The organism is Hyalangium ruber, assembly GCF_034259325.1.
In the GTDB taxonomy this organism is placed as follows: domain Bacteria; phylum Myxococcota; class Myxococcia; order Myxococcales; family Myxococcaceae; genus Hyalangium_A; species Hyalangium_A rubrum.
Genome location: NZ_JAXIVS010000001.1, coordinates 335,366 through 356,426 on the forward strand (window position 1 = coordinate 335,366; position 21,061 = coordinate 356,426).

Annotated in this window: 21 protein-coding genes; 10 read left to right on the forward strand and 11 right to left on the reverse strand. The window is 66.7% G+C overall.

The window, feature by feature from the left end; translation table 11 throughout:
- Positions 1-3 precede the first annotated feature (3 nt).
- Together SYV04_RS01435 and SYV04_RS01440 are read right to left on the reverse strand one after the other, a co-directional pair.
- Positions 4-327, reverse strand: a complete 324-nt coding sequence (locus SYV04_RS01435; protein ID WP_321543741.1) for a hypothetical protein — start codon at positions 325-327, stop codon at positions 4-6.
- A gap of 7 nt (positions 328-334) precedes the next feature.
- On the reverse strand, positions 335-898 hold the full coding sequence (locus SYV04_RS01440; protein WP_321543742.1) for a hypothetical protein: 564 nt from the start codon (positions 896-898) through the stop codon (positions 335-337).
- Between the two features lie 54 nt (positions 899-952).
- Between SYV04_RS01440 and SYV04_RS01445 the strand changes: the two genes are divergently transcribed.
- The 3 genes from SYV04_RS01445 to SYV04_RS01455 all read left to right on the forward strand — a co-directional run bounded on the left by SYV04_RS01445 (position 953) and on the right by SYV04_RS01455 (position 6,015).
- Complete coding sequence (locus tag SYV04_RS01445; RefSeq protein ID WP_321543743.1) at positions 953-4,387, forward strand: alpha-2-macroglobulin family protein; 3,435 nt, start codon at positions 953-955, stop codon at positions 4,385-4,387.
- Positions 4,388-4,622: 235 nt separating this feature from the next.
- Complete coding sequence (locus SYV04_RS01450; protein ID WP_321543744.1) at positions 4,623-5,255, forward strand: DUF6310 domain-containing protein; 633 nt, start codon at positions 4,623-4,625, stop codon at positions 5,253-5,255.
- A 52-nt stretch (positions 5,256-5,307) separates the two neighbouring features.
- Positions 5,308-6,015 (forward strand): DUF5953 family protein, encoded by a 708-nt coding sequence (locus SYV04_RS01455; protein ID WP_321544462.1) that lies wholly within the window; start codon positions 5,308-5,310, stop codon positions 6,013-6,015.
- Between the two features lie 129 nt (positions 6,016-6,144).
- Here SYV04_RS01455 and SYV04_RS43675 read toward each other — a convergent pair whose 3' ends face one another.
- The gene (locus SYV04_RS43675) at positions 6,145-7,821 is read right to left on the reverse strand and encodes a choice-of-anchor A family protein (protein WP_422723899.1); all 1,677 of its coding nucleotides are present in this window, start codon (positions 7,819-7,821) and stop codon (positions 6,145-6,147) included.
- A gap of 340 nt (positions 7,822-8,161) precedes the next feature.
- Here SYV04_RS43675 and SYV04_RS01470 point away from each other — a divergent pair, with 340 nt between their 5' ends.
- Entirely contained in the window at positions 8,162-8,653 is a 492-nt protein-coding gene (locus SYV04_RS01470; RefSeq protein ID WP_321543745.1) for a hypothetical protein, read from the forward strand.
- 39 nt (positions 8,654-8,692) lie between these two features.
- On the opposite strand, the gene SYV04_RS01475 is transcribed toward SYV04_RS01470, so the two are convergent.
- Together SYV04_RS01475 and SYV04_RS01480 are read right to left on the reverse strand one after the other, a co-directional pair.
- Positions 8,693-9,172 carry a hypothetical protein gene (locus SYV04_RS01475; protein WP_321543746.1) on the reverse strand — a complete coding sequence of 160 codons (480 nt, stop codon included), beginning with the start codon at positions 9,170-9,172 and terminating at the stop codon, positions 8,693-8,695.
- Positions 9,173-9,197: 25 nt separating this feature from the next.
- Positions 9,198-11,036, reverse strand: a complete 1,839-nt coding sequence (locus SYV04_RS01480; RefSeq protein WP_321543747.1) for a RiPP maturation radical SAM C-methyltransferase — start codon at positions 11,034-11,036, stop codon at positions 9,198-9,200.
- 146 nt (positions 11,037-11,182) lie between these two features.
- Here SYV04_RS01480 and SYV04_RS01485 point away from each other — a divergent pair, with 146 nt between their 5' ends.
- The 5 genes from SYV04_RS01485 to SYV04_RS01505 all read left to right on the forward strand — a co-directional run bounded on the left by SYV04_RS01485 (position 11,183) and on the right by SYV04_RS01505 (position 13,765).
- Positions 11,183-11,512, forward strand: a complete 330-nt coding sequence (locus SYV04_RS01485; RefSeq protein WP_321543748.1) for an ArsR/SmtB family transcription factor — start codon at positions 11,183-11,185, stop codon at positions 11,510-11,512.
- Positions 11,509-11,952, forward strand: a complete 444-nt coding sequence (locus SYV04_RS01490; RefSeq protein ID WP_321543749.1) for an SRPBCC family protein — start codon at positions 11,509-11,511, stop codon at positions 11,950-11,952. Before SYV04_RS01485 ends, SYV04_RS01490 begins: the two co-directional genes overlap by 4 nt.
- Positions 11,953-11,992: 40 nt before the next feature.
- Positions 11,993-12,211 carry a hypothetical protein gene (locus SYV04_RS01495; RefSeq protein ID WP_321543750.1) on the forward strand — a complete coding sequence of 73 codons (219 nt, stop codon included), beginning with the start codon at positions 11,993-11,995 and terminating at the stop codon, positions 12,209-12,211.
- A gap of 147 nt (positions 12,212-12,358) precedes the next feature.
- Complete coding sequence (locus tag SYV04_RS01500) at positions 12,359-13,345, forward strand: aminotransferase-like domain-containing protein (RefSeq protein WP_321543751.1); 987 nt, start codon at positions 12,359-12,361, stop codon at positions 13,343-13,345.
- Positions 13,346-13,360: 15 nt separating this feature from the next.
- Positions 13,361-13,765: an aminotransferase-like domain-containing protein gene (locus SYV04_RS01505; RefSeq protein ID WP_321543752.1), complete on the forward strand. Its 405-nt coding sequence runs from the start codon at positions 13,361-13,363 to the stop codon at positions 13,763-13,765.
- A gap of 26 nt (positions 13,766-13,791) precedes the next feature.
- Here SYV04_RS01505 and SYV04_RS01510 read toward each other — a convergent pair whose 3' ends face one another.
- From SYV04_RS01510 to SYV04_RS01525, 4 genes are all read right to left on the reverse strand, one after another.
- Positions 13,792-14,289: a hypothetical protein gene (locus tag SYV04_RS01510; RefSeq protein ID WP_321543753.1), complete on the reverse strand. Its 498-nt coding sequence runs from the start codon at positions 14,287-14,289 to the stop codon at positions 13,792-13,794.
- Between the two features lie 109 nt (positions 14,290-14,398).
- Entirely contained in the window at positions 14,399-15,847 is a 1,449-nt protein-coding gene (gene epsZ, locus SYV04_RS01515) for an exopolysaccharide biosynthesis polyisoprenyl-phosphate hexose-1-phosphate transferase EpsZ (protein WP_321543754.1), read from the reverse strand.
- 413 nt (positions 15,848-16,260) lie between these two features.
- On the reverse strand, positions 16,261-17,037 hold the full coding sequence (locus SYV04_RS01520; protein ID WP_321543755.1) for a DNA alkylation repair protein: 777 nt from the start codon (positions 17,035-17,037) through the stop codon (positions 16,261-16,263).
- Positions 17,038-17,323: 286 nt separating this feature from the next.
- Positions 17,324-17,887, reverse strand: coding sequence for an imm11 family protein (locus SYV04_RS01525; RefSeq protein WP_321543756.1), 564 nt, complete (start codon positions 17,885-17,887; stop codon positions 17,324-17,326).
- Positions 17,888-18,095: 208 nt separating this feature from the next.
- Here SYV04_RS01525 and SYV04_RS01530 point away from each other — a divergent pair, with 208 nt between their 5' ends.
- Complete coding sequence (locus tag SYV04_RS01530) at positions 18,096-18,701, forward strand: biotin transporter BioY (protein WP_321543757.1); 606 nt, start codon at positions 18,096-18,098, stop codon at positions 18,699-18,701.
- A gap of 111 nt (positions 18,702-18,812) precedes the next feature.
- Here SYV04_RS01530 and SYV04_RS01535 read toward each other — a convergent pair whose 3' ends face one another.
- Positions 18,813-20,516 carry a type IV pilus twitching motility protein PilT gene (locus SYV04_RS01535; RefSeq protein WP_321543758.1) on the reverse strand — a complete coding sequence of 568 codons (1,704 nt, stop codon included), beginning with the start codon at positions 20,514-20,516 and terminating at the stop codon, positions 18,813-18,815.
- A gap of 4 nt (positions 20,517-20,520) precedes the next feature.
- Entirely contained in the window at positions 20,521-20,991 is a 471-nt protein-coding gene (locus tag SYV04_RS01540; RefSeq protein WP_321543759.1) for a hypothetical protein, read from the reverse strand.
- Between the last annotated feature and the right edge of the window lie 70 nt (positions 20,992-21,061).

Here is a 21,061-nt window from a genome sequence, read left to right on the forward strand (position 1 = left end):
GGTTCAGTCGAAGTCGCGCACCGACGGCCGGCGTGGCGGCTTGGAGGGAGGAGTCCGCTTCTCCTTCTGCGAGCCCAACATGGACTCGCCAACATAGATGAGGAGGGCGATGAAGAGGACCAGCACGCCCGCGATCCCCGGAAGCGTCGCGGTCATCCTGGTCGACTCGTCGCCCGAGGCCATCATGAAGCCGGCGACGAGCAGATCTCCCACGCCCACCACGAACGTGGGTTTGGTGAGGGAGCGCTGCGAGACGAAGAGGGACACGAAGAGCGCCACCACCATCAGCGCCGATACGACGAGCGTCGCCAGACTTAAAAGGAGCACTGGAGCCTCACCACGTCACGTCCCATGAGAGGGACACAGTGCCACCTTGCTCGGGGTACATCTCGCCTCGCGCCACGAAGCGGCGGGCGACCGGGTCGAACTCCTGCACCTCGAGTTCTCCGCCGCCATGAACGTAGAAGTGGTGCTCCCGGTTGCCCAGGATGTCGAGCAGGCCTCCCGTGAACCCAGGGGCACGGCTCCCAGGAGCCGGCAGCTTCACGGGCGTCCCGCTCACCGGCCCCGAGAGGAAGGAGATGGAGGAGTAGCGCCAGGTCTCGATGCCGCCCCCCGCCAGAATGCATGCGGAGAACCAGACGTCATGAGCACCTCCGGGATGCGGCACGACAGAGACGGCGAGCCTCCACGTCCCGACGGAGCGGCCATCCACCGTGGCTTCGAAGCGTCCGGAGGCCTTCGAGTAGCTGTTCGGGTTGTAGTACGAGCACTCGGCGTCGCCGATCGGATCGATGACGTCGGGATCCGATGGAGGCGTGCCGTCACAGTCTGCGCCAGACAGACAGAGCGAGAGCAGAACGAGGGCAACGCACCGGGACAGAGGGGAGATCTTCATGACGTCACGCGATGATAGCCCTTGTGTATGCTCGGCTGCTCGCCGGAGCCCGTGATGACCTCTTCCTTCCAGCACTCCTTCTGTACCCTGACGTTCGATTCCGACCTTCGCCGCCAGGGGTTCTCGGACTGGGTGGTTGGCAATTCCTTTGCCTTCTACAAGGGCCAGGGGCCTGCTCCCGCGAAGTCCGTGCTCTTCCTGGGAAGCCCAGGCACGGTGGGCCAGGCAGACAACCCGGTGCGGATCCAGCCAGAGAGCATCGGCTTCCCCGAGCTGATGGCCGTGAGCTCGGACAAGATGCTGTACCGCGAAGGGAACGACACGGTACGGCTGATGGTGTACGCGCCCCGGATGCACGGCGCGGTCACGCTCCTGCTCCAGCTCAACGGTACGGAGCTGACCCGTGTCCAGGTGGGCCTGGATGACAACGGCCTGGGCCTGTTCGAGCTGAGAGATCCCGTCGCCGGCGACTACACCGTGGAGCTGGGAGACGCGAAGACCTCCTTCACCGTCGCGGCCTACAAGCTCGCGCCCCTCACGGGCCGGCTGGAGCAGGTACGCATCGAAGGCAGAAAAGGCTCGGAGACGCTGCACTTCTCCGCACGGCTGGAGACCTATGGAGCTCCGCTGACCGGCGGGGTGAAGGTGACGCTGGTGGATATGGGCAGCCATCCGCCCTCCCACAAGGCGACCCTGGCGCTCGAGGCCGATGCCACGGGACACCTCGAGGGTTCCCTGGCGCTCTCGGGCTCGGGCCCCTTCGCGCTGCAGGTGCAGGCCACGCGGGATGCGATGAAGACGGCCACCCTGCCCCTGCCCGGCTCACGCAAGGAAGAGCGCGAGGAGCTGGAGCTCTCCGTGTGGGGCAAGCGAAGGCTGGCCCGACTGGTGCCCTTTCAGGGTGCGACCGAGCATCGCGGGCTGTGGATCGGCGCTGGCAGCGAGAACAAGAGCACGCCCCTCTATTTGGAGGAGGAGGCCGGAAAGGCCTGGGTGCGCTTCCGGGCCGATATCGAGGCCTGGCGAGTGGTGGTGGTGGATGTCCACCATGGCTCGTTCCAGGAACTGTCCGGCGGTCCCGCCGAGGCGGGAACGAAGGTGAACCTGCCCGTGACCGGCACGTGGTCTCTGGTGCTCGTGGGGCTCTCCTACCTGGGCCATTGCTGGGAAGGCCGAGCGGCCATCGTCCTCCCCGGCAAGACGATGCAGGTGCGGGCCCCGAAGGTCGCGGGCCCGGGCGAAGAGGTGATGGTGGAGCTGCAGGGGGCGCCGGGTGCCAGCGCCTTCCTGCTCGTCAAGGATCAGCGCCTGCAGGTGGCTGACACGCCTGGGTCCACGACCGCGGCGTCCCTGCGCAGGCAGCTCGAGCATGGACTGAGGCGCGTCACCGACGGCACATGCACTCAGACATTGGAGGACATTCTCCCGCAGCCCCCTCCTCCGATGCCGCCAGGGGGAATGCTTTTGGAGTCGGGAGCCGGCTTCTTCATGGACGATCTTCCCGTCCCATCGGCGGCGATGTCGCTACCCAGCGCGGCCCCTTTGATGATGGAGGACATGGACCCAGCGGAAGAGGAGGCCCCGGCGCGTGAGCAGCCGCGGGAAGGTCCGACCCGTAGCTCCTTCCCTGACGTCATGCTGGCACGGCTGGTGCGACTGGATGGAGAGGGGAAGGCAAGCGTTCCCGTGAAGCTGGGAGATGGAATGGGAACCCTGGCCGTGGAGGCCTTCGCGGTGACACGCGAGGACTGGGCGGTAGCCAGCGCGGAGCTTCTGGTGTCGAAGGAAGTCTTCGGCGAGCTGGTGCTGCCGCGCTTCGTGGCCGCGGGGGACCATGCCGAAGGCGTGCTGCACGTCCGAGTGGCCTCGGGACTGGCCACCGTCACGGTCCTGCGAGAGGGCCAGCCCGTGCGCCTGTTCTGCACGAATGAGAGCGGAGAGCGGCTGACCCTCGCGGCGCCCGGCCAGGTGGTGCGCTTCCCCGCCCAGGCCGGCCGCTACCAGGCGGAGGTCCGGGGCGAGTCCCTCGTGGATCGCTCCGAGGGCAAGGTGGAGGAGCCCGGCAAGCTGCTCTGGCTGCAGCAAGCGCTCCGGATGCTGGCGCCGGGAGAAGTCGTGGATCTGGATCAGGAGCCGGGAGGCCTGGCCCTCAAGGTCCTCCCCTCTCTGGACAAAGCCTTCGATCGGATGGTGGGAGGCCTTCGCGCCTACGAGCACGCCTGCTGCGAGCAGACGAGCGCCGTGCTGTTGGCGGCCACCGCCGCCTGGCTGACGGCCCAGGACGAGGACATGAAGCGCTCGGCGGCGGCGCACATGCGGGCCTGCATCGCTCGCGAGGAGTCCATGCACCTGCCTGGGAAGGGCTTCAAGAGCTATCCGCACAGCCCACCCGAGGTCTCCGGTTACTCCCCCGGGGCCACCTTCAACCTGCTCCAGATGGACATGGTGAAGGCCTTCCCCTTGGACGCGGAGCTGGCGAGGTCCGTGGACCGCTGCCTGGAGATGGCACGGGATGCGGCGAAGGCCCATCGAATCGATCCCGCCCCCGTGAAGCCGCAGTCGGCCCGGGAGGCCTATGGCCGCTCCTCGAAGTTCCCCGAGGACCGAGAGCGGATGGCCGCCTTCATCCGAGAGCGCATCGAGCCGTGGCAGAACCAGAGCAAGGCCATCCTCAAGTTCAAGGCGCCAGCGATGCTCCCTGGGGCGTACCCAAACAACCCAGCGATGATCCGCTCGGAGACCGCCTTCGGGGCGGCGACCCTGATCGAAGCCGGAAGGCAGCACCTGCCCCATGGGTTGGCGCTGGCCAACACGGTGTTGGGCGCCATCCAGGAGAATGGCAGCCTCTACTCCACGCTGGACTCGGTGGCCGCCATCACCCTGCTCGCGGCCCTGCGCAACGCCCGAGTCGCGATAGGGCCACAGGGGCGGATCCGCGTAGATGGGCAGGAGCTGACGCTCGCCGAGGCCCTCTCCCGCTCGAGCAGCCGCCGGGTAGAGTCCGTGGAGGGCCATGTCCAGGTGCAGGTGAACCGCCTGGTGGAGGAGGACTACACGGCGCTGGACGATGGCATGAAGGCCCAGGTGTCCCTGATGCACAAAGGCCGGAAATCCTCCCACCTGGTTCCCGGAGACTCGGTGGAGTTGGTCATCTCTCTGCAGAGCCAATACCAGGAGGGCGATCTGGTTCACGTCTTCCTGCCGGATGCGCTCTCCTGGGTACACGGAGGTGGTCAGGTCAAGCGCTTCTCCATGGACATGAAGGGCGAGAGCGAGCTCCGAGTCCCCCTGGCCGCCACGGGCCTGACGCTGGATAGCAACGGAGGCCCGGGCCGCCAGCACTTCGCCGTCTGCATCCGCAACATGTACGACGAGAAGCGGGGGAAGGGCTTCGGCCAGATCCCCGTGTCCGTCCACCGGCTCACCGCCTCCGGCCCCAGCGGGCTGGCACAGCGCGTCTTCAAGGGGATCAAGGATCTGATCGGATAACACACGTGGCAACAGCGGGTTCGATTGTCGCCGCCTCCACTTGTTTATGCGCCGCAGGCAGAACCTCTTTCGTGAGGTAGCGTTCATGCTGCACCGGGCTTGCATCACACTTCTGTTACTTCTTTCGGCCTGCGCAACAATGGAGCCGAGCCCGACAATGCCGGGCGTTCCGAAGGCGAGGGTTGCCAATCTTCAGCGGGCGGCTCAGTACCCTTGGACAGATGACGGGCACTGCGTGGCGCGAGAATCCGTCAACGAGTGGCCGGTCTTGGCAGAGAGGTGCTACCACGCTCTTGACCGTGATCGGGTCAAGTTCCGCGATATCACAGGAAGGTGCGCTGTTGCCTCAGCAGGTGCGGCTGCCGTGGGCGTGGGGCTCTGTATCTTTGCGGCGCCTGAAATCGTCGTCGGGGCAGTGATTGTTGTTGGTGTCGTGGGGGTGGCAGTAGTCATCAAAGAGGAACTGGATGCGTATCAGCGAAACGCATCCCGCGAGAGTGGGAAGCCCAAGCCCCAAGCACAGCCATCCAACGAGCAGGAAACCGTCGCGAACCGAAAGCCCAAGCCGGAAGGGTCCCCGCTGGGTAAGGATTGGCTCCCACCTGTGTTCGTCAACGGCAAGCACTTCGATGCGCTGGTTCTTGCTACACGCACGCTATGGGAGGTCAAGACTGATAATTTCGATATACACTCTCCTCGCTCACAAGCGTTCTTCGCCAAAGTAAAGTTGCCGGAAATTCAGCGCGAGAAAAGACTCGCGGAAGCATGTGGGTATAACTTCGCCGTTGGCGTGCGAAGCGCAGCGCACAAAGCCGCCTTGCTCCGACTAGACCCCAAACTCGACATTGTCGTCATGGACTGGTGCTGACGTGTCATCCGCACAGAGTTCTCTACACCTCACAGTCTACGCGCCTGCGCTGGTGCGTAACGATGGGCGACCTCTCGCTATCGTACATGGGATGGAGCGTGCCATTCCTGGACTGCGGCTGGGGTGGACGACTTCTGAGAAAGACGACCTCATTCCATTGCCGCACCGCGATGAGTGGGTCGCGACAGATAGGACAGACAACGGCTTTCCCTTCCTTTGCAATGATGACGACCATCGCGTCGTGACGCTTACCGGGTGGGAAAACGCGACGGGCCTTGCCGCAGGGGGGCCGCCTCATTTTGAAGTCCATGCGACGCTGCCACACGATGTAGCCGGAATCGCAGCGGCAGCGGATGCGCTGGAAGCCGCAGCGGAGGGCGCACGCGCGTTCTGGGGGCACGTGCTGCCGTCTAGCGTTGCCGATGCCGTGGCGCAGCAGTATCACCACCTGGGGGATGAGCGCCCCGTGCCACCTCATGGGCTGCCTTGGCTCAAGCACTCACGGGACATCTCCGCGCCTGAGATTCCGCATTACCTCGGGTGGCTGAACTACTGGTCGGCCGCTACCGCGCGAGCCCTCGGGTTCCCAGCCCCCGCGTGCGACGCCGAACTGCTCGCACGGGCGCGGCGCACGCCGTCGGGCGGGTGGGTAGTGCAGCTCACGGACGCACCGCTCGAGCTCGACAACCCCGCCCACCTGGACGCTCTCCTGCGGGCCTATGAGCGCTTCCCGGAAATCGGCGGGCGCTCAGCGCCGTGAAGTCTCTGCGCGGTGCGTCCCTGGGCGGGTGCTAGCAATGGGTCGAGGCTTTTGCCCGCGCGTCTCGCTCCTATGAACGCGCGGGCGGTCACCCCTCTGACTGACTCCCCTCTGGGACTCCTCCGCCGGCTAATGGTTGTCGCCGGGGAGCTCGCAGAGGTCGTGGTCCTGCAGCGGATTGACGTGGCCCTCCGCGTTGCCCGTCAGCGACTGGGCATAGATGCCGCCATCGAAGCTCCCGTTGTGGAACGTGATGTGAGCGTACGGGGCCAGCACCGTGCCCCAGAAGCCGTAGCCCTGGGCGTTGATGCTCGTGGCATCCCCGAAGTTGAAGAGCACCCCACGCTGATCAATGCCGCCAGCGAACGACTGGCCGAAGCCCGCGAAGGTGGCCGAGATGCCCTGGATGTTGAGCACCGCCAGCGAGCCGGCCGGCGCCTCGATCGACAGCAGCTTGGCGCCGGTGAAGTCGCTGGCGCTCACCTGGAAGACGTTCAGGTGGCCATCCGTGCCGCGCAGCATGAGGCCGCCCCAGGACTCGCGCGTCGTCGTGCCGTTGACAGGCAGGCTGGCCAGCTGCGAGGACAGGTTGCGCAGCTCCGCGCCGCGTGCGGCGAAGTCGATGGGCGTACCCTGAGCCACGCTGCCCCGCGGGTAGATCACGCTCTGGTCGGCGCTGTAGCTGCCTCCGTGCCAGGCCTCACCCCAAACGCCACCGTTGCTGAGCGTCAGGTTGCCGCCGGCCACCAGCACGTTGGAGATGTTCGTGTCCGGCATCTCGTGGCCCACCGAGAAGTGGTTCATGGTGATGTTGCCACCGGCCGCCACCTTGCCCTCCACGTCCGTGCCCTCGGTGTAGTCCCCGAGCAGGAAGAGGTTGTAGTCATTGAGGCGGATCTGAAGCCCGCCCGAGGAGTCGTGGTAGCAGGTGCCGTCTTCGCCATTGCAGGTGTCCACCGTGCATGCGTTGCCGTCGTCGCAGTCCGCGTTGACGTGGCAGCCGGGATCGCACGCGTCGCCGATGCCGTCGGAGTCGAGGTCCTCCTGGCCGGGGTTGGAGACGCAGCGGCAGTTGTCGAGGTTGTCGGGGATGCCGTCACTGTCGCAGTCGGCGATCTGATCGGTGTCGAGCAGCGCGTAGTCGAAGGCGAGGTAGGGCTCGTTGGGAGCGATGATGGTGATGACCACCCGGCCGTCCGTCATGGCGGACCACGGGACGATGCCGTAGGCCATCTGCACGAGGCCGTCCTGGTTGCCACCCTGGAGCGTCAGCGTCCGCACCACGCCATCGACCCGGATGCTCGCGGGCGTCACGTCGTAGTCGCCAAAGACCAGGTTGATGTAGTGGTCCACGCCGTAGTCGATGTCACCGGGGACGGGCACGGTGAAGTCAAAGATGAAGGATTTGCCATCCGCGGCGCCCGCTTCCGTAAGCGAGCGGTCGGTGAGCTGCGCCCCGTTCGTTGCCGCGCGCTCGGCGGCGGAGCGGAAGTCGAAGTCGTCGTTGCTGCCGACCGCGGTGGAGCCGTTGCGGTTCCAGTCGGGCAGGTACTCTCCGGGCTCGATGCGGCCGTCGCCGTCGACATCCGCGGGCTGGGTGTGCGGAGCGCCCGAGGCACGAACCTTCCCGGCGGGGGAGATGCCGAAGCCGTCGATGTCGCCGATGAGCTTTCGCACCACGCTCGATTGATTGAGGTTGCGAGCACGTGCCCCCGCACCCTGCGGACTCTCAGAGGAGTCCACGGGCCCGCAGGCGGCGAGCGACAAGAGGACGGCAGCCAATGGCCGAACAAGATGGGTACGCATGCGGTGTCTCCCACTCCGACTAATAGAGGTTCACGATGTATTGAGGGATAGCGTGTTTTCCGGATCTGGGGTGGTGAGAAAGAAGTCGAGCGCCGTTGAACTCTCGGGAGCGCACAGTCAGCCCCGCTTTTTCCAGTGGTGCCAACACCTTGCGGCCACACTTGCCCACGGGGAGCACCTGCTCACGCACACCGTGCGCGGCGGCCATCGCTGCTTGCTCGAAAGCTCGCGAGCAGGCAGCCACCATCGTCATGCCCTGAGAACTTCACCTCCCGATCAGGTGATGGTTGCTCAGAGGAGTGCATCCCACCTTGGGCTCGACCAGCCTTGGAGGTGTGCCATGAAGATCCGCTCGCTTTCCGCGCTTGCGATGACGCTGTTCCTCTTCTTGGGAGGATGTGGCGGCGACGATGAGAGCAGCGAGGGTGATGACGGTGGAGGCGGCGATGAGAGGCGCTCTGGAGGTGAGCCGCCCGCGTTCTTGCTTCAAGGGTGGATCGTGCCGACCTCTGACTTCACGGCGGCGACGTATGACTTCACCCAGATCGAGGCAGCAGGCCAGCGGACGGTCGAGATCCGTACGTGGCAGCGCATCGGGTCGCTCGGATGGCAATCGATGCAGGCGTTCACCGCCCTCTTCACGGTGAACAACCAGCAGATCACCCTGAGCAGCCCGACGGGGTTCCAGGATGTGTGGCAGATCATCGCCGTAGGTCAGACCAGCATGACTGTCCAGAGTCAGCGAGATGGAACCACCTTCGAGTTGTTCAACTGCTTTGCCCCTGTCTGGCCGCCTCTGATCCTCGCCTCCACACGCGGCTGCCAGCGTTGACGGCCTGCCGGGCGCGGGCGCGGTGCCATCCCTGCCCGCCTACTGCGTCAGGTTGGAGCGAGAGGCGCCCGGACCACCCGGACCACCCGGGCCACCCGGGCCACCCGGACCCGCAGGGGTGGAAAGACTGACGCCCGGGCCACCCGGACCACCCGGACCACCCGGGCCCACCAGGCTGACACCCGGCCCCCCCGGGCCGCCAGGGCCACCAGGGCCCGTCACGGAGGCCCCCGGCCCATTGCGCCCGGAGCCGTCCCGAGCCTCGGTGAGCACCGGCTGCGCACCGGGCATCGGCTGGACGGAGAAGGTCACACCACTCTGGGCCGCGCCGCCCACATAGATGTTCACGACCGTCGGCTGGGCCGGAGCCTGCGCTGAAACCGAGCCCGTGGCCTGGAACCCGCCGAGCATGCTCACGGGAACCTCGGTGAGATCTCCCGCCTCTCCCAACCGCTCCAGCTTCACTGCCGCGCCCGTCGTCGTGTCGACGGTGAGCAGATACTTCGTCTGGTTCGACATCTCTTCTCCCTGGGGTGACTTCACTTCAGTTGGACCTCGACAACTTCTCCGTTCGCAGCCCGTCCGGCAGCATCGCCACCGTGACGAGCAGCGCGCCGATGCTGGCGATGACGCTCTGATCGATGAACCGCTGGAGCGTCACCTCGGGCGCCGGGCCTGGGGTGCTCTCGGCCACGGCCCGCAGCACCTGCTCGCGCGAGGTGGGCGCATCGCACGCCAGCAGCAGGGCCAGCGCCTCCTCCGACAGCCGCTCACTGGAGCGAGAGCGGGTGAAGCGGCTGTCCACCAGGACGAAGCCGCCCTGCCAGTGTGGCCGCACGGCGAGCTCGCCACACTCGCGCCGCCGATGCCGCTCCTTCCACTCCTGGCAGAACGCGCCAATCGCGGCGCCGCGTTCGATCACCTGCCCGAACTGGGGGTGCTCGTAATCGAAGTAGTAGGCCAGCGCCTCCAGCGTCTCCTCCGGGAGGGGGAACACGTGCCGGTACGCGGCCATGGGCATGATGCGGGTGAACCCGTGCTCCCGCCAGCGCGCGTGGTTGGGGCTGAAGCGGTCCATCCGAATCGGAGAGACCGCATCGGGCGGGCGCAGGTGCACCAGCTTGCGCAGCAGCGAGAGCGTGCGCTCGTAGTCGTCCAGGTCCTCCTGGGGGAACCCATAGAGGACGTTCCAGAGCGCCTCCACGCCGAGCTCCTGGCACCAGCGCAGCAGCGCCACGTTCTGCGCGCCGGAGACGCCCTTGCGCATCACCCGCAGCGTGCCATCCGCCAGGCTCTCCACGCCGGCCTGCACGTGGGTGACGCCGGCCTCGCGCAGCTGCCGCACCTGGCGGCGCTTCAGGTTGGACTTGATCTCGAAGAACTTATCCGTGCGCGCCGGCCGCTCCTCCCACAGGGGGAGCAAATCCTTGAAGGCGTCCATGCCCAGGATGTTGTCGGCGAACTGCAGCGGGAAGGGGCCGTGGCGACGCGCCAGCTCGTCGGTCTCCTCCAGCACCCGCTGGGGGCTCTTGCGGCGGAAGCCCATCGTCTCGCCATTCAGGCCGCAGAAGGTGCAGTGCGAGCGCGCCCCCCACCAGCAGCCGCGAGAGCCCTCCACGGGCAGCCACATGCCGTGGGCGAGCTGGGGCGCGCTGGTGCGCATGACGCGGAAGTAGTCCTCGTAGTCCGGGGTCCGCAGCGCATCGAGCAGCGCCGAGTCCGAGCCCTTGCCGCGCGGGGCCTCGCGAATCACCCCACCCTCCCGGTAGAGAAAGCCCGGAGGCACCTCGGGGCGGCCGTCGCGCAGGTTCTCGCAGAGCTGGGGGAAGGAGACATCCGCCTCGCTGGTGGCCACGTAGTCGAGGAACTCGAAGTGCTCCATGTACTGGCGGCCCATGGCGGCCTCGAAGTTGGCGCCGCCGGCCACCAGCTTCACGTGCGGGTAGCGCTCGCGAATCATCCGCGCCAGGGCGAGCGAGGGCATCGTCTGCTCGAAGGTGCTGGTGAAGCCCACCAGCGAGTACTGCCCCCAATCACAGGCCTCGAAGGCCAGGCGGAGGAACTGGGGCGCCAGCTCCTCCAGGGCCCAGATGGGGCCGCGCTGCTCGGGCGACAGGCCCCACACGGGGTGGTCCAGCACCTCGCGGGCGTAGGCCTCGCGGGCCGAGCCCCGGCGCCCATGGAAGGCCTGGGCAAAGGCCCACTCTCCGGCCAGCGCCGTCATCGGCGCCTCCGAGGTGAAGAAGGAGTAGGCCTCGGCGCCGAGCAGCTTCCACAGCAGGACGTTGAAGTACTTGGTGTCGCACGCGATGCCCCGCTGCTTCACGGCCGCCTGGAGCAGCCCCGCGGCGAGGCTGGGGCGATTCACTGCGGCGAGGGGCATGACCACCAGGGCAGTTTTCATTAGCGGACACCGAGCCTAGGAACCCCTTGTACCCGCCGCAATGAACTTGAGGGGAGCCACCCGATTTCCCGGGCGGCCCGATCCGCGTGCTTGACAATCAATAAGCGCAAACTTATGAATAGTGCATGCAGAGCGCGGTCGTGGCCGAGGACAAGATCTTCCAGGCGCTGGCGGACCCCAGCCGCCGGGCGATCTTCGAGTCGCTCACGCGGGGCGAAGCGGCGGTGAAGGACCTCACGGCGCGCTTCGACATCTCGCAGCCCGCGGTCTCGCAGCACCTCGCCACCTTGAAAGAGGCCGGCCTGGTGAACGGCCGGCGCGAAGGGCGCTGTGTCTACTACCGGGTGGAGCCGCGCGGACTGAAGCCGCTCATCGACTGGATCGCGCACTACCGCGCCTTCTGGACGGAGCACGTCGATCGCCTTGAAGAACTGCTGGAGAAAATGGACGAATGAACCTCACCGACAAGACCGCCCCATCGCAAACCGAATCGATTTCATTTGAATTCGATTTGAATCATTCGCCGGCGAAGGTGTGGCGCGCGCTCACCGACCCCGAGCTGCTCACCGAGTGGCTCCTGCCCGTCTTCGAGTTCAAGCTCGAGCCGGGGGCCGCGTTCAAATTCAAGACGCAGCCGTACCCTGGCTGGGACGGCAGCGTGAACTGCCGGGTGCTCGAGAGCGAAGCGCAGAAGAAGCTCAGCTACACGTGGGTCGTCGGCGACATGTTGGACACCGTCGTGACCTTCACGCTCACGCCCACGACCTCGGGCACCCGCCTTTCCCTCGTGCAGTCGGGCTTCAAGCCGGACCAGAAGCAGAACTTTGGTGGCGCGCGCTACGGCTGGAAGATGATGGGCGGGAAGCTCGTCGACCTGCTCGCGAAGATTTCTTGAGTCGCTCGAGGCTTCGGCCTCGTCTTCAGAGGAGAACCCATTGAACTGGACGCATTGGATTCGGCAGATCCACCGCTGGCTGTCCCTTGTCTTCACGGTGGCCGTCATCGCCAACCTCATCGCCATGGGACAGGAGGAGCCTGCCGTCTGGGTGGGCTTCCTGGCACTGCCCCCGCTCATCTTTCTGCTGTTCACCGGGCTGTACTTGTTCGTGCTGCCGTATGCCGCCAGGTGGCGCAGCGGGCGACGCACCAGCTGAACGCGCGGCCCTTCCCTCGCCTGAGGAAGCGGAGTGTCAAGGCGGAAGGTCCAGTGTGACTCCCCGTGCGGCCGCTACGCGCGAAGCACTTCGAGCGTGGGAGCCGGTTTCCATATGACAAGGGGTCCAGTTGCAAGACCGTGGCGGGTGGATCTGCCGCTGGAGCCCGCCAGCTCCACGCCGCTCTACCGTCAGCTCGTCCAGGCCATCGCCCGCGACATCCGCCGAGGAAGGCTGCGCCCGGGGGATGCTCTGCCCGGTACTCGCACGCTCGCGGAGGAGCTGGGCATCACGCGCAAGGTGGTCGTCACCGCGCTCGATGAGCTCGTCTCCCAGGGGTGGCTGGTCTCGCAGCCCGCGCGCGGAACCTTCGTCTCCCCTGCCCTTCCAGCCCATGCGGTCGCCGACGCCGAGCCCAGGCGGGCGGACGTACGTCAGGGGCCCGTGGGAGCAAGGCCCGCTGTCCTCACCTTGAACGATGGTTCCCCGGATGCACGCCTTGCGCCCCTGGAAGCCCTGGCGCGGGCGTATCGCAGAGCCCTGCTCCGACTCTCACGCAAGGGCCTCGGGTATGGAGACGCACGGGGTGACGCGGTGCTGCGGGAAGTCCTCTCCTCGTTCCTGAACCAGGCCCGAGGGCTCTCGAGCCGGCCGGAGCAGCTCGTCATCACCCGAGGCAGCCAGATGGCGCTGCTGCTCGCGGGCAAGGCGCTCGTCCGCCCGGGCGAGCTCGTCGCCGTGGAGTCCCCCGGCTACACGCCAGCCTGGGATGCGTTTCGGTTCGTGGGCGCGGAGCTGTGCCCTGTCCCCGTGGACCACGAGGGATTGCGGATCGACGCACTGGAGCGGGTGCTCGCGCGTGGGCGGGTTCGCGCGGTCTACACGACGCCCCACCACCAGTACCCCACGACCGTCTCTCTCTCCGCGGCGCGGCGCCTAGCGCTCCTGTCTCTCGCGGCGAAGCACGGCTTCACCATCATCGAGGACGATTACGACTACGAGTACTACTACGCGTCACGTCCGCTCCTGCCCATGGCGAGCACCGACGAACTCCGGAGCGTGGTGTACATCGGCTCGCTCTCGAAGCTGCTCGCGCCGGGCATCCGAGTCGGATACCTCGTGGCGAACGAGTAGCTCCTCGAGAAGGCGGTGGAGGCGCGGGCGACGGTGGACCGGCAGGGAGAGCCCGCGCTGGAGCGCGCCGTCGCGGAGCTTCTCGAGGACGGCGAGCTTCAACGGCACGCGCTCAAGGCACGTCGGGTGTACGAGGGGCGCCGGGATCACCTGGTGTCACGCCTGCGGACCCAGCGGCACCTGCGGGAGCTGCTCGAGTTCGATGTGCCCTCGGGAGGACTGGCCCTCTGGCTGAGGGCCAGGGACGGGATAGACGTGGAGGCGTGGAGCCGCCGCGCCGCCGCGCAGGGACTCCTCTTCACGCCCGGCAGTGCGCATGGAGGGGAGCGGCTGGCGCGGCAGGGCTTTCGCGCTGGATACGCCGCGCTGGAACCACGGGAACTGGATGCCGCGGTCACGCTGCTCGGCAAGAGTGCGTAGGGGCGACGACCCCAGAGCCTCGTTGCTCACTGCGCGCTTCTGTCCCCTTGCCGCAGCGTCACGCTGCCCAGAAATCGGGCCTTGCCGATCATCTCCAGCGTGTGCCTGGCCGCTGAGAAGTGCGTGGAGTCCAGTGGGACGCACAACAGCGCGCGCTCGGCGGCCAGCGCCACCTCGAGGCCCACTGGGTTGGTGATGACCGAGTCGATGCAGATGACGCTCATCCCCCCCTGCTCCACGGAGGAGCGGAGGTCATGCACCAGACGGGGAGCGGCTCCAGGCCGCAGGCCCTCGGCGTCGATCAGCCGCAGGGGCCTCTGGCGGTACTGGTTGCCCACCGCGACGATGGCGCGCCCGGTTGCCAGGCCCGAGGTCCCCGGCTGGGCGGGCACCACCACCAGCGAGGACCACCGCTCCCGCTGAGTGAGCAGCGTCCACAGGTGCAGCAGCTCGTTGGGAACAGGCTCCGCGCTGGCCGGGGTCAGCTCGTTCGGGAACGAGGGCTCTTCCCGTGCGAGGGGCACAGGAGTCAGTCGGCTCTGTACCGCGGACCGAGGCCCAGAACGTCCCGCGCCGGAATTGTCCATTGGCTCGTGCATAGGCTCATCCAGTTCTCGGGTGGGAGTTCGGGTATCAGCTGGCGCCATTGCCCGTGAGGACCACGGGCACCGTCTTCACGATAAGCCTCAGGTCCGTCAGCAGGGTCCAGTTGTCGATGTACTGCATGTCCAGGTACATCCACTCCTCGAAGGAGATCTGGTTGCGGCCCGAGACCTGCCAGATGCAGGTAAGGCCGGGTCGCACCGACAGACGGCGGCGCTGCCAGGCCGCGTACTTCTCCACCTCCTTGGGTAGTGGCGGGCGCGGCCCTACCACGCTCATCTCCCCGCGCAGCACGTTGATCAGCTGGGGCAGCTCGTCGATGGAGTACTTGCGGATGAAGCGCCCGATGGGGGTGATGCGCGGGTCGTTCCTGATCTTGAACACCGGACCGGTTTGCTCGTTGAGCGCCTCCAGCTTGGCCTTCAACTCCTCGGCGTTGACCACCATGGAGCGGAACTTGAGCATGTCGAACGGCTTGCCGTGCAGGCCCACGCGCTGCTGCTTGAAGAAGATGGGGCCGCGCGAGGTGAGCTTGATGAGCAGCGCCACCGTCAACAGCAGCGGCGAGAGCACCAGCAGCGCCGCGGCCGAGGAGATGATGTCGAACAGGCGCTTGATGGCCATCTGATGCGGGGCGGGTGCGTGCGTGACGAAGTGCAGGTAGCCGTCGGCCACCACGTGGCTGGCCTCGGGGCGGGCGCGGTCCATGCGGAAGGGGTGAGCCGGCAGGGCGAACGGAATACCGAAGCGCTCGCACAGCTTGATGGCCGCCTGCATCTCCGCGCCGTGCTTCTGCACGTTGCCCGCGATGTAGACGAGGTCCACCGGCACCTGACACAGCGTCGCTTCGAGCTGCTCCACCTGCCCCAGCACGGGGCCGGGCACCTCGGATGACGCCTGCTCGGAGTGGAAGGCCAGGTAGCCCGCGATGCGGCGGCGGCCGTGCTTGAGCAGGTCCTCGCCCGTCAACCGCCCCATGGCGCCCACGCCGAGGATGAGCGCCTCGTCCACGGGGGCCTCGCGCGCCGCCAACCGGCGGAACACCAGCTGCCGCGCGGCCAGCACGCTCGTCCACAAGAGCAGTGGGAAGACGCTCAGCGCCATTACCGGCAGTTCCCCGCCGAGCAGCACCCGCTGCACGGAGAGCACACCCGTGAGGGACACCACCGTGATGGACACCAGCGCCAGGTCATCCATCGGTGCCCGGTCCGAGACGCGCGGGTCGTACAGGCACAGCGCGCTGCCCACGAGCAGCCACACCAGCCCAGCGACACCCAGCATCAGCCACAGGTCCAGATGACCCAGCTGATGCGGGTACCCCATCAGTACCGTGGAGCCCAGCAGGGCGCTCATGACGAGCAGCAAGTCCACCAGCAGGTTCAGCTTCGCCGCGAATCCCGGGAAAAGTACGCCCAGGTTGGAGTGTTGCAGGGTGCTTCGGGAGGGCCCAGGCGGAGGGAGGCGCTTCAGGGGGTCCATCAGCACGGCCTTTCGTGGTGTCGATCCGGAGGGATGCAGGCGCGTTCCGGAGACAGAGCAGCATGCGTGCCACGGTTCTCCGTGCGTGGAATTCCGCGGGCCGCTCCCATCTCTCAGGCCGAAACGCTCCAGACCTGACATGTCAGCGTCTGGATCGACGCGTCGGCGTCAGGATTGGACGCAAGGACTGCCACAACGCCGCGCGCGCTCCGGGTCCTTCGAGCCGCTTGGGGTGAAATTGACCCGCGGACTCAAGAAGTCTTCAAGGGATGCCCAGGGCCGCGAGGATGCGAGCCCCAAGTCCGAGAGCGGTCCCGTCGCCTACATCAGCACCCACCGTACCCGGTAGGTTCGATTCCCGCCGCCTCCACTCGCTGAGCACCAGGTTCTCCGAGCCTACCGCCGACCTTCCGTCAGCGCGCGCGCGTCGCGGTCTTGGCGCGGGCGGGGACGGCCTTCGCCTTGGAGGTCTTCTTCGCCTCCATCGCCTTCCGCGCCTCGGTCTTTTCGCCCTTTCGAAGGGCGAGCGCCGCGGGGATCCACTCGGGCGGGTAGCTCGACGTGCAGCCCGGCGACACGGGCCTTGTGTCCCAGCGGCCGAGGCGCTTGCCCACTGCGATGGCCTCCGCCGTGTGCTCGGGGAGGTGGACGCCGATGTAACACAGGCACCAGTTGAGGCCTTCCTTGACCACGTAGGGTGCGGAGGGCAGTTCCCGCTCGATGCGGGCGAGGGTGGCGCCGACGTCCAGGCCCTTCACTTTCCGTTTCGCGATGCGTTCCGCGAGGAGCCTCCACCCGGACCTTCGCATCAGTTCATCGGTCCCGTTCACCCACCGCGTCTGGAGGGTCTCGGCGATGGGCGAATAGACGAGCGCGCGAAGGATCAGCTCGTCCGCCAGCATCGGGTGGGCGAGCGGCTCGAGCATCCCGCGCGCCTCCTTCTCGGTCAGCGCCTTCGGATCCAGGATCATGCACGCCAGGAGTCGCGCCTCGTGGTTGCCGGTGGCCCACAGCTCCAGCCCGAGCGGGTGGTTCGTGCCGACGGTCTGCGCCAGGGCGCGGATCTTCCCCATGAGCACGCCATAGACCTTGTCGCCCGCGCCATCGCGGACGTAGCGCGCTCGCACCTTCTCATCGCCTTGGCGCTCGAGCTGCTTCATCACCTCGGACTTCGTCATCGCTTTCGACATCGGGGATCCTCAGGCGTGTCCAGCGCGCCGATACTAATACAACAGGACTTTGCGCCCCATTGACTCCAAAGAGCTCAAGGTCTCGCAGGGTCCCTCGTCGCGGGGGAGACAGTGGTTCTCCCCCAGGTGCTCAGCTTCGCGCGCGCATCCAGCGCAGGCGCTGCTGCAGCGAGTGCGCTTGGTCTGGCACCAGCGAGTTGCAGGGCCGAGCCCAAGAACTGGATGAAAGACACGGCACCGAACTGCCCACCGCGCAGACGCAGCCGCCGTACCCTCCGGGCCCGGACTAAACCTCCTCGAACCTCGTGCCTGTGGCCCCTAGACGATCCAATGCGTCCTTGATCTCCCCGGAGACGAGCAGCGGGCCCTCCCAGCCCTCGCAGCGCAACACCTTCGCGCTTCCCACCTTGACCTTGTCGATGCGCATGTCACGCACAGAGGCATAGCGACCAACCATATACGGGGCTCCGTCTTCGTGAGTCCAAAGCCGGATCCGGGATGCCTGTTCGTCGATGCAGCGGATGAGGCGTGTAGCCACGAGGATGAGATACTGATCTGGCTGGCCCTCCACATTCACGGGGAGCAGTTGCACATCACCCGGGGCCAGTTCCGCGAACATGGACGCAACCCGGACATGGACCACCGGGATGCCGATCCCCGCTTCCGTGAAGTCCAGTGGCTCGCCCGCGATCTCGACGGGGATTCTCAAGCGCTCTTGGATCTGGAGGGGTTTCCCGTCCGTGAACTGTGCGTCGTCCACTTTGAGGCCCTGACTGTTCCTTGGCATTGCCAAGTGCCAGCGGTGCGGGACATTCACATCGTCGGCTAGCTTGAAGAAACGCTGGGACATGGGCTCCATCTAGCGCGGTTGTGACGCTGCGCCGGCGGTGAGCGCAGTGCCGTGAGCGGTTGCCGTCGTTTCCGACGGCGCGTTCGAGCACGGCTCAGGCGCGTGCCGGTAGCGGCGCGGGTGCATGCACCTCGCGCGTATGACAGGCTTCGGGCCCTGCGCCCGCTGCGGGAGGCACCGAGCCGCCCATGCCCCGGAGGGAACACTCATGACAGGCACCCCGGCCACCCGGCCACCTCCTCGCGTCCTGGCCGATGCCTTCGTCCGCACGCGTGCCCACGAAGGGGCGCTCGTGCTCGGCGCGGCGCTCTTCACCGCGCTGCTCGCCCAGGTCTCCCTCCCGGTGCCCGGCTCCCCGGTGCCCATCACGGGACAGACGCTCGCGGTCGTCCTCACCGCTGCCGTGCTCGGGCCCGTGCGGGGCATGGCCGGGCAGCTCGCCTACCTCCTGCTCGGGGCGGTGGGACTGCCGTTCTATGCGAAGGCTGCCAGTGGCTTCGGGCACGTGCTGGGGCCCACTGGCGGCTACCTCGTGGGCTTCCTTCCCGCGGCCTTCCTCGTGGGCCTGGCGGCGCGGCACGGCTTTGACAGGCAGCCGTGGAAGGCGCTGCCCCTCTTCCTCCTCGGCCAGCTCGTCATCCTCGCCCTTGGCGCTTCCTGGCTCTCCGTGGTGGCCCCGCTCCCCTTCACCACGGCCCTTCAGAAGGGTTTCCTGCCCTTCCTCCCTGGCATGTTGCTCAAGGCCACCATCGCCGGCCTGGGGGTGCCCCTCGCCTGGCGCAGGCTTGGCGCACCTTCCAGAACCAGCGGGTGAGCGCCCAGGAGGGAACGAGGCAGCAGCCGGTAACAGCGCGACCTGCTTAGGGGATTGCGCTCGCCTTGTTGTGGGTTCGATTCCCGCCGCCTCCCTCTCGAGAAGCCCTGCTCACTTCTGGGCAGGAGGGGGAGCCGCCTCCGCCGGAGGGTCCACTTTGTAGCCCGCGCGCTCCAGCATGGTCCTCATCTCGTTGCGGGCCACCGCCTTGTTGAGCGCCTCGACCGGGGCCACCAGCTTCTTCTTGACCAGCTCCAACAAAGCGTCGTTGAGCATCATCATTCCGTGCCCGCGTCCGGTCTGCATCACCGAGGCGATCTGGAACGTCTTTCCCTCGCGGATCAGGTTGGACACCGAGCTGGTGCACAGCAGCACCTCTTGCGCCGCCACGCGACCACCGCCAATGCGCTTGCACAGCGTCTGTGAAATGACGCCCTTGAGCGACTCGGACAACATCATGCGAATCTGCGCCTGACGGTCCGCCGGGAACTGGTCGATGATGCGATCCACCGTGGAGGCCGCCGTGTTCGTGTGCAGCGTCCCGAACACCAGGTGCCCCGTCTCCGCCGTCTCGATGGCGATGGCAATGGTCTCCAGGTCTCGCATCTCACCCACCAGCACCACGTCCGGATCCTCGCGCAGCGCCGCGCGCAGCGCGTCCTTGAAGGAGTCGGTGTGGACGCCGATCTCTCGCTGGTTCACCAGGCACTTCTTGTTCGGGTGAACGAACTCGATGGGGTCCTCGATGGTGATGATGTGGTCCTCGCGGTGCCGGTTGATGTAGTCGACCATCGACGCCAGCGTGGTCGACTTGCCCGAGCCCGTGGGACCGGTGACAAGCACCAACCCCTTGGTGAGGAAGCACAGGTCCAGAATCTGCTTGGACAGCCCCATCTCCTCCGCGCTGCGGATGGTGTTGGGGATCTGCCGCATCACGGCGCCAATGCCCTTCCGGTCCGCGAAGACGTTGACGCGGAAACGTGCTGCCGGCAGCTCATACGCAAAGTCCGTATCGTGCTTCTTCTCCCACTGCTCCTTGTTCTTGTCTGGAGCGATGCTGAAGACCATCGACTTGAGGCGCGCCGAAGTCATCGTGCCGTGCTCCGATATCGGCACCATGTCGCCATCGATGCGCATGTGCGGCACCGTATCGCTGGACAGATGGAGGTCCGAGGCCCGGCGGGTCAGCATCTCCTCCAGGAGGGCAATCATCTGCGCCGCGCCCTCTTCCGTCCGCTCCCGGCTTCTGTCGACCAGTTCCAGGGAGGCGACGGGGGCAGGAGCAGGCGGGGGGGGCTCCGCTGGCGGCTTGGCCGCCGGAGCCGCCACCTTCGCGGAGAGTACCGGAACGGCCGGCTGGGACCCGCGAGCCGTGGCAGCGGGGCGAGGCGCCACGACGGGAGCCGCAGGAGCCGCCGGAGGGCTGGGCGGGGTGGCCATCTCCAGCGGCTCGGAAGGCGAGGCGAACTGGGGGCTCTCCTCTTCCAGATCGACCGTGCCATACATGGTGTGCGGGGCGAAGGGCACCATCGTCACCCGCGCACGGTCCTTCTCCAGCTCGAACTTCACCTGCACCGCGCCCGCGGGTGAAGCGTAGGGAAACAGGGTGAGCCCTCCGGCCGGAAAGGACGCGCGCTGATCCGAAGGCACCAGCTCCGCGATCGCACCGATGATCTGCTGCGTCGTGAGCTGTTGCTTCAGGACTGGCAACAGCCCGGTGGTGGTGCGGATGCTCACCCCACTGCCGGTCTCCATGACGATTTCCAGACTAGAGTCTTTGAGCAACTTCTCGATGATGTAATCAAGTCTGGCCATGATCTCAGCGGGAGAGGGGTTCCACGTAAGCGACGTGACGTTTATTGACGAGCGCTACGCGCTTGTCCTGGATGAGACGAATAAATTGGGGGGCGTCGTTGAGATAATCATTGAGCCGGGTGCGGCCCTCGGGCTGCATATAGATGATAAGCCCCTGCAGCCGCTGTCCGTCCACCAGCCGGATCTCTACTTCATGCTCGGTCAGGATGGTGAGCCTGTCCTCCTCGCGGAGCTCGTGCTCGAGGTCGGTCCGGGCTACCGCGATGGCGACGCTGTTGAAGAAGGTGACCATCCCCGTTGCCACGTCCTGAGCGGGAATGAACCGCGCCTCTCTGTTGAGGAGGTCCGACAGCCGCTCGTTCTCGCTGTAGTCTGGGACTCCCGCCGAGAGAAAGACAGACACCTCTCGCGCCTCACCGCCAGGGAGGATCACCTGGACGATGATGGGGCGTTTCGGAACTCGAAACTCTTCCAAGGAACCTGCCTCCTCACACTGAGGCCACGCCCTCCTGTGCGGGTGGATGGCCGTAGGTCACGCGCCAAGC

Excerpts from the sequence above, each read along its gene's own strand:
- SYV04_RS01440 (WP_321543742.1), bottom strand. The coding sequence starts at position 898 with ATGAAGATCTCCCCTCTGTCCCGGTGCGTTGCCCTCGTTCTGCTCTCG.
- SYV04_RS01445 (WP_321543743.1), top strand. The coding sequence starts at position 953 with ATGACCTCTTCCTTCCAGCACTCCTTCTGTACCCTGACGTTCGATTCC.
- SYV04_RS43675 (WP_422723899.1), bottom strand. The coding sequence starts at position 7,821 with ATGCGTACCCATCTTGTTCGGCCATTGGCTGCCGTCCTCTTGTCGCTC.
- SYV04_RS01470 (WP_321543745.1), top strand. The coding sequence starts at position 8,162 with ATGAAGATCCGCTCGCTTTCCGCGCTTGCGATGACGCTGTTCCTCTTC.
- SYV04_RS01475 (WP_321543746.1), bottom strand. The coding sequence starts at position 9,172 with ATGTCGAACCAGACGAAGTATCTGCTCACCGTCGACACGACGACGGGC.
- SYV04_RS01480 (WP_321543747.1), bottom strand. The coding sequence starts at position 11,036 with ATGCCCCTCGCCGCAGTGAATCGCCCCAGCCTCGCCGCGGGGCTGCTC.
- SYV04_RS01485 (WP_321543748.1), top strand. The coding sequence starts at position 11,183 with ATGCAGAGCGCGGTCGTGGCCGAGGACAAGATCTTCCAGGCGCTGGCG.
- SYV04_RS01490 (WP_321543749.1), top strand. The coding sequence starts at position 11,509 with ATGAACCTCACCGACAAGACCGCCCCATCGCAAACCGAATCGATTTCA.
- epsZ (WP_321543754.1), bottom strand. The coding sequence starts at position 15,847 with ATGGACCCCCTGAAGCGCCTCCCTCCGCCTGGGCCCTCCCGAAGCACC.
- SYV04_RS01520 (WP_321543755.1), bottom strand. The coding sequence starts at position 17,037 with ATGTCGAAAGCGATGACGAAGTCCGAGGTGATGAAGCAGCTCGAGCGC.
- SYV04_RS01525 (WP_321543756.1), bottom strand. The coding sequence starts at position 17,887 with ATGTCCCAGCGTTTCTTCAAGCTAGCCGACGATGTGAATGTCCCGCAC.
- SYV04_RS01530 (WP_321543757.1), top strand. The coding sequence starts at position 18,096 with ATGACAGGCACCCCGGCCACCCGGCCACCTCCTCGCGTCCTGGCCGAT.
- SYV04_RS01535 (WP_321543758.1), bottom strand. The coding sequence starts at position 20,516 with ATGGCCAGACTTGATTACATCATCGAGAAGTTGCTCAAAGACTCTAGT.